This window comes from Pseudomonas sp. 2VD, assembly GCF_005503585.1.
Classification (GTDB): Bacteria; Pseudomonadota; Gammaproteobacteria; order Pseudomonadales; family Pseudomonadaceae; genus Pseudomonas; species Pseudomonas aeruginosa.
Genome location: NZ_SCND01000188.1, coordinates 1 through 11618, shown reverse-complemented (window position 1 = coordinate 11618; position 11618 = coordinate 1). Strand labels below are relative to the sequence as shown.

General features: G+C 64.9%; 14 protein-coding genes and 1 riboswitch. Of the genes, 5 read left to right on the top strand and 9 right to left on the bottom strand.

The window, feature by feature from the left end:
* On the top strand, positions 1 to 560 hold a 560-nt coding region (locus FFS27_RS19690; RefSeq protein ID WP_137952163.1), incomplete at its 5' end, for a phosphatase PAP2 family protein.
* Here the strand turns inward: FFS27_RS19690 and FFS27_RS19685 are convergent.
* Positions 503 to 832 (bottom strand): DUF190 domain-containing protein, encoded by a 330-nt coding sequence (locus FFS27_RS19685; RefSeq protein WP_003094048.1) that lies wholly within the window; start codon positions 830 to 832, stop codon positions 503 to 505. The genes FFS27_RS19690 and FFS27_RS19685 overlap by 58 nt on opposite strands.
* 19 nt (positions 833 to 851) lie before the next feature.
* Positions 852 to 1235 (bottom strand): fluoride efflux transporter CrcB, encoded by a 384-nt coding sequence (gene crcB, locus FFS27_RS19680; RefSeq protein ID WP_003094051.1) that lies wholly within the window; start codon positions 1233 to 1235, stop codon positions 852 to 854.
* A gap of 64 nt (positions 1236 to 1299) precedes the next feature.
* Positions 1300 to 1362, bottom strand: a riboswitch (Fluoride riboswitch).
* Between the two features lie 102 nt (positions 1363 to 1464).
* Here crcB and FFS27_RS19675 point away from each other — a divergent pair.
* Positions 1465 to 2151: a ParB-like protein gene (locus tag FFS27_RS19675; RefSeq protein WP_021264167.1), complete on the top strand. Its 687-nt coding sequence runs from the start codon at positions 1465 to 1467 to the stop codon at positions 2149 to 2151.
* Positions 2152 to 2207: 56 nt separating this feature from the next.
* Here the strand turns inward: FFS27_RS19675 and groL are convergent, their stop codons facing one another.
* The 4 genes from groL to FFS27_RS19655 all read right to left on the bottom strand — a co-directional run bounded on the left by groL (position 2208) and on the right by FFS27_RS19655 (position 5661).
* Positions 2208 to 3851: a chaperonin GroEL gene (gene groL, locus FFS27_RS19670; RefSeq protein ID WP_003094059.1), complete on the bottom strand. Its 1644-nt coding sequence runs from the start codon at positions 3849 to 3851 to the stop codon at positions 2208 to 2210.
* Positions 3852 to 3901: 50 nt separating this feature from the next.
* Entirely contained in the window at positions 3902 to 4195 is a 294-nt protein-coding gene (locus tag FFS27_RS19665) for a co-chaperone GroES (RefSeq protein ID WP_003094064.1), read from the bottom strand.
* A 195-nt stretch (positions 4196 to 4390) separates the two neighbouring features.
* Positions 4391 to 4858: an FxsA family protein gene (locus FFS27_RS19660; protein WP_003094066.1), complete on the bottom strand. Its 468-nt coding sequence runs from the start codon at positions 4856 to 4858 to the stop codon at positions 4391 to 4393.
* Positions 4859 to 4926: 68 nt separating this feature from the next.
* The gene (locus FFS27_RS19655; protein ID WP_021264166.1) at positions 4927 to 5661 is read right to left on the bottom strand and encodes a HugZ family pyridoxamine 5'-phosphate oxidase; all 735 of its coding nucleotides are present in this window, start codon (positions 5659 to 5661) and stop codon (positions 4927 to 4929) included.
* Between the two features lie 108 nt (positions 5662 to 5769).
* On the opposite strand from FFS27_RS19655, the gene FFS27_RS19650 reads away from it, so the two are divergent.
* On the top strand, positions 5770 to 6528 hold the full coding sequence (locus FFS27_RS19650) for an SDR family oxidoreductase (protein ID WP_003094072.1): 759 nt from the start codon (positions 5770 to 5772) through the stop codon (positions 6526 to 6528).
* 58 nt (positions 6529 to 6586) lie between these two features.
* Here FFS27_RS19650 and FFS27_RS19645 read toward each other — a convergent pair whose 3' ends face one another.
* Positions 6587 to 7594: a DUF481 domain-containing protein gene (locus FFS27_RS19645; RefSeq protein WP_003134709.1), complete on the bottom strand. Its 1008-nt coding sequence runs from the start codon at positions 7592 to 7594 to the stop codon at positions 6587 to 6589.
* Between the two features lie 114 nt (positions 7595 to 7708).
* Positions 7709 to 8710 carry a DUF481 domain-containing protein gene (locus tag FFS27_RS19640; protein WP_003120893.1) on the bottom strand — a complete coding sequence of 334 codons (1002 nt, stop codon included), beginning with the start codon at positions 8708 to 8710 and terminating at the stop codon, positions 7709 to 7711.
* Between FFS27_RS19640 and FFS27_RS19635 the strand changes: the two genes are divergently transcribed.
* Complete coding sequence (locus FFS27_RS19635; protein WP_003112757.1) at positions 8709 to 9092, top strand: MGMT family protein; 384 nt, start codon at positions 8709 to 8711, stop codon at positions 9090 to 9092. The two genes, FFS27_RS19640 and FFS27_RS19635, sit on opposite strands and share 2 nt — an antisense overlap.
* A gap of 42 nt (positions 9093 to 9134) precedes the next feature.
* Entirely contained in the window at positions 9135 to 10919 is a 1785-nt protein-coding gene (gene ampG, locus FFS27_RS19630) for an MFS transporter AmpG (RefSeq protein ID WP_003094076.1), read from the top strand.
* 56 nt (positions 10920 to 10975) lie between these two features.
* On the opposite strand, the gene FFS27_RS19625 is transcribed toward ampG, so the two are convergent.
* Positions 10976 to 11618 (bottom strand): mechanosensitive ion channel family protein (locus FFS27_RS19625; protein ID WP_137952162.1); only part of this gene is annotated, 643 nt, incomplete at its 5' end.

Here is an 11618-nt window from a genome sequence, read left to right as displayed (position 1 = left end):
GCCTGCTGGTCTCCATCGCCGGACTGTTCCACCGGCCATGGCGCGCACTGAGCAAGCCGCTGGCCTATGTGTTCTTCGCCATGAGCCTTGCAGCCAGCATAGTCACTCCGCTCAAGGCGCTCACCGCCGTGCAGTGCCCCTGGAGCCTGGCGCAGTTCGGCGGCGAGGAAACCTACAGTTCGCTGCTCAGCCCGCGGCCGCCGACCGAGCACCCCGGACGCTGCTGGCCGGGCGGGCACGCATCGTCCGGATTCGTCCTGTTCGCGCTGTTCTTCGCCCTGCGCGACCGCAAGCCCAGGCTGGCGCGCTACGCCCTGGCCTTCGCCTTCGCCATGGGCTGCCTGCTGTCGCTGTCGCGCATGCTGCAAGGTGCGCACTTCCTCTCGCACAACCTGTGGACGATGCTGTTCGACTGGCTGATCTGCCTCGGCCTGTACCGCCTGATGCTCTACCGACCGAAGAAGCGAGGACAGCGCAACGGCGGCGCCGACGAAAACCGCGTTCAGGGAGACGGTTCGTCCGCTCCCAGCACGCCGAACTCGATGGGCACCTTCATGTAGAACAGCCGCACGCCGGCCTGGCGGATCGACTCGAACAGCCGTTCTGCCTGCTCGGGATCGACCGCCATGAGGATTTCCTGCGGCTGGTCGGCCAGCTCGAAGAAATGCATCGAATGCAGCCGGCCGCTCTGGCCGAAGCCTTCGCTGGCAGCCAACGCGGTGGCACCGCGCACGCCCAGGCGGCGCGCCTCTTGCAGCAGCCAGTCGCAGATCGGCTGGCCCTGGTGGCAGCGCCCCTGCTGGGTGATGAAGGTCAGTTGATAGCCTTGCATGGTCGGTCCTCCCGCTGCGCTATTTGCCCAGCATCCAGTTCATCGAGAACAACCCCAGCAGAGTCATCAGCAACGAGCCGCTGACGTGCGTCGCGATGGCCCCGGCGGCCCAGCCCAGGCGGCCCTCCTGAAGCAGGCTGACGACCTCGGCGGAAAAGGTGGAGAAAGTGGTCAGGCCGCCGCAGAACCCGGTGATGATCAGTAGCCGCCATTCCGGAGCGATGCCCGGCGCCTGGGCGAAATAGGCAATCGCCGCGCCGATGACATAGCCGCCGACCAGGTTGGCCAGCAGCGTGCCGGGGGGAATGCTGGGCAGCAGGCTGTTCAGCTTTAGCCCGAGGAACCAGCGCAGCAACGCCCCCAGGGCGGCGCCGAGGGCGATGGCGAGAATGGATTTCCACATAGTCCTGTCCTTGTAGGAGCGATTCGGACAGGCGGCAGGCGAGCGCCTACGCGCCTTTCCAGGTTCATGCGTAGGCATCATCAGCCCCAGGGGCGGTTGAAGGAGGAATGCCATCTCCTGTCGGCAAGATTGGCACAAAGCGAGGCACCTATCAAAGGCCGGAGTACGCCGGATCGCCCGAAGCGTGCCAGTCTAGGGAACCTTTCCCCTTCCTTCGCCGGAGTCCCCCATGCGCCCAGCCCTGCTGCTTTGCTGCCTGTTCCTGTCCGCCACCGCCCAGGCCGAGGATTGCTCGCCGAAAACCTCTGTCGGTAGCTGGTGCGAGCTGCCGCTCGCGGCCCTCCACCCGACCCAGCAGAATGTCGGCCTGCTGCAGGTCGAGGATGACCAGGCCAAGCTCGCCGGGAAGAAGCCCAAGGCTCTCGAGCGCTACTTGCGCAAGAAGGAGATTCCGGTGGTGATCGGCCCCGGCGGCCGCTTCTACCTCACCGATCGCCATCACCTGAGTAGCGCGCTCTGGCGCCTGGACCCGAAACAGGGCGTACCGGTGAAGGTGATCGGCCGGCTACCCCAGGCCACCGACTTCTGGAAGAAGATGCAGGAAAACCACTGGGTCTGGCTGCACGATGCGCGTGGCGCGGAGATCCCGCCCGAGGCGCTGCCGGACGCTCTCGCCGGGCTTGGCGACGATCCCTACCGCGCCCTGGCCGGCTACGCCGAGGACGAGAACGCCTTCGACAAGGATCGGCAGAGCTATTTCATCGAATTCCACTGGGCGCGCTATTTCGGCGAACGCATGCACTGGCGGCCGATCAGCCGCGCCACTCTGCCCGACGACCTGAAGCAGGCGCTGCGCCTGGCCTGCGAACCGGCGGCAAAGGAGCTGCCGGGCTACCGCCAGGACTGCCCGCGCTGAGGAATAAAAAAAGCCCCGCCGAAGCGGGGCTTTTCCAACCACAGGGGCCGGTCGGCTTACATCATGCCGCCCATGCCGCCCATGCCGCCCATGTCAGGCATGCCGCCCATGGCCGGCTTGTCTTCCACGATCTCGGCAACCATGGCTTCGGTGGTGATCATCAGACCGCCGATGGAGGCCGCAGCCTGCAGAGCGGAACGAGTGACCTTGGCCGGGTCCAGGATGCCCATCTCGATCATGTCGCCGTACACGCCGGTAGCAGCGTTGAAGCCGTAGTTGCCGGAACCCTGCTTGACCTTGTCGACCACTACGCTCGGCTCGTCGCCGGCGTTGGCCACGATCTGGCGCAGCGGCGATTCGACGGCGCGACGCAGCAGGGCGATACCGACGTTCTGCTCCTCGTTGTCACCCTTCAGGCCTTCGATGGCTTGCAGGGCACGAACCAGGGCTACGCCGCCGCCGGGAACCACGCCCTCTTCCACCGCCGCACGGGTAGCGTGCAGGGCGTCTTCGACGCGGGCTTTCTTCTCTTTCATCTCGACTTCGGTGGCAGCGCCTACCTTGATCACGGCAACACCGCCGGCCAGCTTGGCCAGGCGCTCTTGCAGCTTCTCGCGGTCGTAGTCGGAAGTGGTTTCCTCGATCTGCTTGCGGATCTGCAGGACGCGGGCTTCGATATCAGCCTGCACACCGGCGCCATCGATGATGGTGGTGTTTTCCTTGTTGATCACGACGCGCTTGGCGTTGCCCAGGTGCTCCAGGGTAGCGCCTTCCAGGCTCAGGCCGACTTCTTCGCTGATCACGGTACCGCCGGTGAGGATGGCGATGTCCTGCAGCATGGCCTTGCGGCGGTCGCCGAAGCCCGGAGCCTTGACGGCCGCGACCTTGACGATGCCACGCATGTTGTTCACCACCAGGGTGGCCAGGGCTTCGCCCTCGACGTCCTCGGCGACGATCAGCAGCGGACGGCCGGCCTTGGCGACGGCTTCCAGCACCGGCAGCATTTCGCGGATGTTGGAGATCTTCTTGTCGACCAGCAGCAGCAGCGGGCTATCCAGCTCGGCAGCCATGGTGTCCGGCTTGTTCACGAAGTAGGGGGACAGGTAGCCGCGATCGAACTGCATGCCTTCGACGACGGACAGTTCGTTTTCCAGGCCCGAGCCTTCCTCGACGGTGATCACGCCTTCTTTACCGACTTTTTCCATGGCTTCGGCAATGATCTGGCCGATGGACTCGTCGGAGTTGGCGGAGATGGTGCCTACCTGGGCGATGGCCTTGGTGTCGGCGCAGGGCTTGGCCAGCTCTTTCAGCTGGGCGACGATGGCCACGGTGGCCTTGTCGATACCACGCTTCAGGTCCATCGGGTTCATGCCGGCGGCAACGGCCTTCAGGCCTTCGTTGACGATGGCCTGGGCCAGGACGGTCGCGGTGGTGGTGCCGTCACCGGCAGCATCGTTGGCCTTGGAGGCAACGTCTTTCACCAGTTGCGCGCCCATGTTCTCGAACTTGTCTTTCAGCTCGATTTCCTTGGCGACGGAAACGCCATCCTTGGTGATGGTCGGAGCGCCGAAGGACTTGTCCAGAACCACGTTGCGGCCTTTCGGGCCGAGGGTGGCCTTGACGGCATCGGCCAGCACGTTCACGCCGACCAGCATTTTCTTGCGAGCGGAATCGCCGAACTTAACTTCTTTGGCAGCCATGTTCTCTTTCCTCTAAATCGAATTCGGTGAAAACGGAGTGGTGAGACCGATCAGTCTTCCAGGACGGCGAGGATTTCGGACTCGCCCATCACCAGCAGTTCCTCGCCATCGACCTTGATGGCGTTGCTGCCGGAGTAAGGCCCGAAGACCACCTTGTCGCCCACCTTCACTGCCAGAGCGCGCACTTCGCCGTTGTCCAGTACACGACCGGTACCTACGGCTACCACTTCACCGCGGTTCGGCTTCTCGGCGGCGGAACCCGGCAGCACGATGCCGCCTGCGGTCTTGGTCTCTTCCTCGCTGCGACGGATAACGACGCGATCATGCAGAGGACGAAGCTTCATAGTCGTAACTCTCCCAAACAGTGGTTTCCAACGGCCGGATCGAAGTCCGGCGGGTTTTGTTGAAGCCGGCGTTGCCGGGTTGCGACTCGACGCGCGAGCCGCGTAAGACAGCCTGCCCTTGTGGCAGGGACCTTGCGGTGACCGTTACATAAGGTCGCCACAAGCCATTTCAAGGGCATGCAGTGAAAATTTTTTTCAGTTGCGCGAATCGTCGCGGCGCTCGTACTCACCCTCGATGACGTTCGGCCGCGACGGCCCCTGTCCGTAGCGGGCGTTCAGGTCGTCGGCAAAGGCGCGCCGGCGCAGCGCCTGCTGTTCGACGCGGCGGCGCAGGCCGCCGAGCATCAGGCGACGGGTGAAAGGAATCAGGCAGAGGATGCCGAAGATGTCGCTGATGAAACCCGGCAGCATCAGCAGGCCGCCGCCGACGGCGATCAACAGGCCTTCGAGCATTTCCTGCTCCGGCAGTTCGCCACGGGCCAGTCGTTCGCGGGCGCGCCAGGCGGTGGCGACACCGGCCACGCGCAACAATGCGGCACCGATGAAGGCGCTGGCGACGATCAGGAACAGGGTCCAGCCGACCCCGATGACACTGCCGACCTTGATCAGGACGGCCAGCTCGACCAGCGGGAAGAGCAACAGCAGAAAGAGGAAAGCGCGCATTTCAGAGTCCTTGGCGGGGCCCGTTTGCCCCCGGTACCACCAGTAGTTGGCGCCAGCCGGGGAAGAATTCAACCCTGCTCCGGCTCGACGGTCGGCCAGCGCTCGGCCCTGGCCAGTTGCACCAGCGCCTGGCGCACGGCCCCGGGGTTGCCGCAGGCGGCGGGGAACGGCAGCCAGTGCAGGCCCTGGCCGATGCGCAGGTGGAAACCTTCTGTATCAATTCCCGCCAGCTGCGCCGCGGCATGCGCCGGCAGTCCGGCCAGTTCCACATAGTGGGCGATGGCGGCGGCGTGGTCGCTGTTCATGTGCGCGACCATGCCGCGCTCGGCTTCTCCGGCGAACGGATTGGCCAGCGGCACGCGCTCGGCGGCCAGCCAGTGGATCGCGCCGAAACCGCCGATGAAACGCCACTGGACCGGCTGCAGCACCCAGAAATCGAAATCGTGGACCCGATGGTAGTCGGCGGACTCGGGGAAATAGCGGTAGTAACGCTCGGCCGCCGCGGCGACCTCCTCCTCCGCCAATTGCCGCGCCTCGGCCAGCAGGGTGAGGCGGCCGACAGCCTGGATATCCTCGGCGCCGCGCTCGCCTACCAGCATCGAGCAGCGCGGGTCCGCCTGCAGGTTGTGGGTGTGCTGGGCGATCCGGCTGATCAGGATCAGCGGCCGGCCTTCGGCATCCAGGCAATAGGGAACCACCGAGCCGAAGGGAAAGCCCGGCCATTTCTTCGAGTGGGTGGAAAGGACCGCACGGTATTCCTTGAGCAGCAATTCTCGGGCATTCTTTGCAGCTTCAACGCTCAATTTATGACTCCTTGCATAGAATCCGTCGTAAACGGACGGGCATATCAAAGTACGTTCGCAGGTGCCGGCAAGGTCCGCTTCCAGAAACTGCTCGTGGGGTTCCAAGCAATGCAATTGAAAGACAAGGTCATCATCATCACCGGCGGCTGCCAGGGGCTCGGTCGGGCAATGGGCGAATATCTCGCCGGCAAGGGCGCCAGGCTGGCCCTGGTCGATCTCAACCGCGAACGTCTCGACGAAGCCGTCGCTGCCTGCAAGGCCGCCGGCGGCGACGCTCGCGCCTACGTGTGCAACGTGGCGGACGAGGAACAGGTTACCCACATGGTGGCCCAGGTCGCCAGCGACTTCGGCGCGATCAACGGCCTGGTCAACAACGCCGGCATCCTCCGCGACGGCCTGACCATCAAGGTCAAGGACGGCCAGTTGAGCAAGATGAGCCTGGCCCAATGGCAATCGGTGATCGACGTCAACCTCACCGGTGTGTTCCTTTGCACCCGCGAAGTGGCGGCGAAGATGATCGAGCTGAAGAACGAAGGCGCGATCGTCAACATTTCCTCGATCTCCCGCGCCGGCAACATGGGCCAGGCCAACTACTCGGCAGCCAAGGCCGGGGTCGCCGCGGATACCGTGGTCTGGGCGAAGGAACTGGCGCGCTACGGCATCCGCGTGGCCGGCGTGGCGCCGGGCTTCATCGAGACCGAGATGACCGCCGGGATGAAACCCGAGGCGCTGGAGAAGATGACCGCCGGCATCCCTCTGAAGCGCATGGGCAAGCCGGTGGAGATCGCCCACTCGGTGGCCTACATCTTCGAGAACGACTACTACACCGGCCGCGTTCTCGAACTGGACGGCGGCCTGCGCCTGTAGGCCCCGGCCCGGCAAGGAAAAAGCCCCGCTATCGCGGGGCTTTTTCGTGCAGGCCGGCTTACCAGCCGACCCCGAGGCCGAAGGTATAGCGGCGCTGGTTGACGTTGCCGTCGTTGCCGCTGAACTTGTCCCATTCCGCCTTCATGCTCAGCGAAGCCCAACTGGTCAGCTTGTAGCGGATCCCCGCCTCGGTCTGCAGCTCGTAGTCCAGGCCGGATTGCAGCGGCTTGCTGACCTCGCCGTTGGTGAACAGCTCGAACTGCTTGGCCAGCAGGTAGCGGTTGTAGTCCCACTTGAAGCTCGACGAATAGAAGTGTTCCTTCTCGCCGTCGGCGAACTCGTAGTCGTTGCGGTTGACCAGGGTGGCGATGGAGAACGCGCCCAGCTCGTTGTCCCAGAACTGGTAGCCAGGGCCGGTACCGACGGTACGCTTCTTCGCCAGGTCCTCGATCATGTCGCGCTTGTAGGCGACCTGGCCCTGCCAGAACCAGTGGTCGTCGATGAAGCGGTCCAGCGCGTACTGGCCGGAATAATTGTCGGTGCTGACCAGGCCGTTCTTCTTCTCGCGGTTGTACTCGCCCTGCACGTTGTGGCGCCAGAGTCCGTGGCGGGCGTTGGTCTTGAAATCGATGTCGTAGTCGGACACATCGTTCTCGGCCTGCTTGCGGTCCAGCGAGAAATCGACGTTGCCGTTCCATACCCAGTCCTGGAGGATCGGCTTGGGCGGCATCATCTGCTGGATGCTGGCCAGCTCCACGGTCTTCGGTTCGCCGTTGACCAGGGTCACCTGGCCCGGCCCGGCGGCCCTGATGCCCTTGGAATGCTCGCCGGTCTCGGCATCCTGCTTGACCAGCAGGTTCTGCTCGCTCTCGAAGGTGGAGATCTTGTCCCACTTGAGCGTTATGTCGCCGCCATAGTCGGTCTTCAGCAGCAGCTTGCCGCCGTCGAACAGGGTGATCTTGCCGGTAAGGCGGTCACCGTTCTTCATCCAGACCGTATCGGCAAGGGCAGAGGTGGAACTTGCAAGGGCAGCGAGGCACAGCAGGATTCTCGACAACATGAGCACAAATCAACTGAGTTGGGTTCGAAGAGGCCGGCATTATCCAAATGCCGGGCGGCAGAGCAAGGACCGGGGCACGGGCGGTAAAGTTCAGCCGGATCGACCGAAAGGTGAGCCGCGTCACCAGCCGACGCCGACCCCGATCAGGTAGTGCCGGTCGGACTGGGTGCCCCCCTCGGTGCGCAACTGGTCCAGTTCATAGAGGAACGAAAGACGCGCCCAACTGTTCAGGCGATAGCGCAGGCCGTATTCGCTGTCGAGCAGGTAGTCGATCCGCTCGATGCCGGGAACCAGCACGGTTCCCTTGCTGTACAGCTCCAGCCGGGTGCCGGCGAGCAGCCGCTTGTAGTCCCACTCCAGCGAATAGGAGGTGAAATCCTCGCGCGGCTGATCGCGCCACTCCAGTTGCCAGCGACTGATCTCGGCGACCAGGTCGAAACGCCCGAGTTCGTCGTCCCAGAACTGGTAGCCGGGGCCGGTTCCCAGCGCGCTCTGGCGCTCCAGGTTGTCGATCGCATCGTGCTTCTGCGAATAGCTGCCGCGCCAGAACCAGTGTTCGTCGAAGAAGCGATCGAGGTCGTAGTCCAGCTCCCAGTTGTCCTCGACCTTGCGCCCGTCCTTCTTTTCCCGCTCCACTTCCCCCGCCAGCACGTGGCGCCAGGCGCCGTGGCGAAGCCGGGTATCGCCCTTGAGCTTCCATTCGTCCTTGTCGCTGTCGTTGCGCTTGCTATCCAGCTTGACGTCGAGATTGCCCTCCCAGACCAGGTCCTCCACCAGCGGTCGCGGCGGCACCATCTGGCGAATACTGGCCAGCGGGACGGTATGGCTGCCGCCATCGACGATCCGCACCATGCCCTTGCCCGCCGCCTCCAGGGTTCGGCTACGCTGCCCGGATACGCCCTGCTGCTTGATCAGCAGGGGTTTGTCGGAACTGATGGTGTCGATATCCTTCCAATCGATCAGCACCTGGCCGGCATAACGGGTCTTCAGCGCCAGCTTGCCGCCGTCCATCAGCACGATCTCGCCGGACAGGCGGTCGCCGTTGTCCAGCCATACGGTGTCGGCCAGCGCGGGGCCGGCCAGGAGCATCACGACGATTGAACAGAGGGCTCTGAGCGACATGGGCGTTCACAAGGCGGACAGGAAAGGGAAAACCGATGAGCATGCCTGGGCCGGCAGCGACCCGGCAAGTGCCCAGGCGCGCCGCGAGGCCCTGTACCTGGTGCTGGCGCAGGTGCCGCCGGGGCAGGTGGTCAGCTACGGGCAACTGGCCGAACTGGCCGGCCTAGGCCGCGCCGCCCGCTGGGTCGGCAGGACGCTCAGCCAGTTGCCGGTGGATACCCGCCTGCCCTGGCATCGGGTTCTCGGCGCCGGCGGTCGCATCAGCCTGCCGGCGGACAGTCCCGGCGGTCGCGAACAACGCGCACGCTTGCGCGAGGAAGGCGTTCTCCTGCACAACGACAGGGTGGACATACGTCGGCATGGCTGGCTTACAGCGAAGTAGAGCGGTTAGAGTGCGCGTTATTTTTTGCGGAACGGTTACCCCATGACTCAGCAATCCTGGCGAGAGGCCCTGGTCGCCTACAAGTCTCCCGCCAGCCTGGCCCTCCTGCTGCTCGGCTTCGCCGCCGGCCTGCCGACCATGCTGGTGTTCAACACCCTGTCGGTGTGGCTGCGCGAAGCCGGCGTGGCGCGGGATACCATCGGTTTCGCCAGTTGGCTGGGGCTGGTGTACGCCTTCAAGTGGGTCTGGTCGCCGATGCTCGACCAGTGGCGCCTGCCCTTCGTCGGCCGTCTCGGCCGGCGCCGTTCCTGGCTGGTGTTCTCGCAGGTGCTGATCGCCCTGGGACTGCTCGGCATGGCCCTGTGCAATCCGCAGAGCCACCTGCCCTGGCTGATCGGCCTGGCCCTGCTGGTGGCGTTCGCCTCCGCCACCCAGGACATCGCGATCGACGCCTACCGCCTGGAAATCGCCGAGGATAGCCGCCAGGCCGCCCTCGCTGCCTGCTACATGACCGGCTACCGCGCGGCAATCCTGCTGGCCAGCGCCGGCGCGCTGATTCTCGCCGAATGGTTCGGCTCCACCAGCCTCAACTACAGCCAGTCGGCCTGGGGCCTGACCTATGCGTTGTTCGCCCTGCTGATCCTGCCCGGGCTGGTCACCAGCCTGCTGATCCGCGAGCCGGCGGTGGACGTGCCGATCCACGTCAACCCGTCGCGTTTCGACTTCAACCACCAACTGCTCTCGGTGCTCCTGCTGCTGATCCTGCTGATCTCGCTGCCGGCGATGATCACCGCCCTCCTCGACCGCGCCTGGCCGCGCGCCGGCCTCTACGCGCTGCTCATGGGGATCTGCCTGTCGCCGTGGGGACGCCAGCAGATTCGCCCGGTCCGCGAACTGCTCGCCACCGTGCGCAGGCCGCTGCTGGTGGCGGCGCGCGGCAAGGAAGTGCCGCTGTTCGATTTCGTCCACCAGGCGGTCTCGGTGATGGTGCTGATCATCCTCCTCGTCACCGTCACCGCCATGTGCCGCGCCTACTACTCCGGTGCCTGGCCGCGCGGCACGCTGTTCCTGCTGATCGCCGCGTCCTGCCTGTCGGCACCCGGGCGCCTGCTGATGGCCCCGGTGCTGACGCCGATCACCGAGTTCGTCCAGCGTTATCGCTGGCAGGCCCTGCTGCTGCTCGGCCTGATCTCCACCTATCGCCTGTCGGACACGGTGATGGGGGTGATGGCCGGGGTCTTCTACATCGACATGGGCTTCTCCAAGGAAGTCATCGCCAGCGTCAGCAAGGTCTTCGGCGTACTCATGACCCTGATCGGCGCCGCCGCCGGCGGGGTGCTGATCGCCCGCTTCAGCATCCTCTCCATCCTGTTCATCGGCGGTGCCGCTTCGGCTGCCACCAACCTGCTGTTCGCCATGCTCGCCCAGCTCGGCCCGCTGCACGCCGAGGCCCTGCCCAGCCATGACGTGATCAGCCTGGTGATGGCGCTCGAGCCGCACGTGCTGATGCTGGTGATGACCATCACCCTCGACAACTTCAGCGGCGGCCTCGCCGCCTCGGCCTTCGTCGCCTACCTGTCGAGCCTGACCAACCTGAAGTTCTCCGCCACCCAGTACGCCATGCTCAGCTCGACCATGCTCCTGCTGCCGCGCTTCATCGGCGGCTACTCCGGAACCATGGTCGAGAGCCTCGGCTACGAGCACTTCTTCTACGTCACCGCGGTGATGGGCATTCCCACCCTGCTGCTGATCGGCTGGTTGTGGCTGCGCCGCGCGCCGTCCAGCGAGACGCCGGCGCCGGGTCACCAGAACGCCGAGCAGCACTGAGGCAAGAATGAAAAAGGCCGGCATTCGCCGGCCTTTTTCGTGGATCGTGCGGGCCCTCAGTCGGCCATCGCGCCCTGCACAACCTTGACCACCCGCTGCGGGAAGGGAATGCCGATACCTTCCTTGCCCAGCGCGTCGCGGGCCTTTTCGTTGAACATGAACATCACGTCCCAGTAGTCGGCGTTCTTCACCCAGACCCGCAGGGACAGGGTAATCGCGCTTTCGCCGAGATTGGAAACCACCGCCACCGGTGCCGGGTCCTTCAGAACCCGCGGGTCGTCGGCCATGGCCAGGAGAATGTTCTGCGCATTCTTCAGGTCGGCGTCGTAGTCGATGCCGACGTCGAAGATCACCTTGCGCAGCGGCTCGGCGGAGTAGTTGGTCACCGTTCCGTTGGACAGCGCCCCGTTGGGCACGATGATCCGCTTGTTGTCGCCGCTACGCAGCACGGTGTGGAAGATCAGGATCGAATCCACGGTGCCGGCCACGCCCTGCGCCTCGATCCAGTCGCCGACCTTGAACGGGCGGAACAGCAGGATCAGCACGCCGCCAGCGAAGTTAGCCAGGCTGCCCTGCAGGGCCAGGCCGATGGCCAGGCCGGCGGCGCCGATGGCGGCGACGAAACTGGTGGTCTGGATGCCGATCATGGAAGCCACGCTGACCACCAGCAGGATCTTCAGGACGATGCTCACCAGGCTG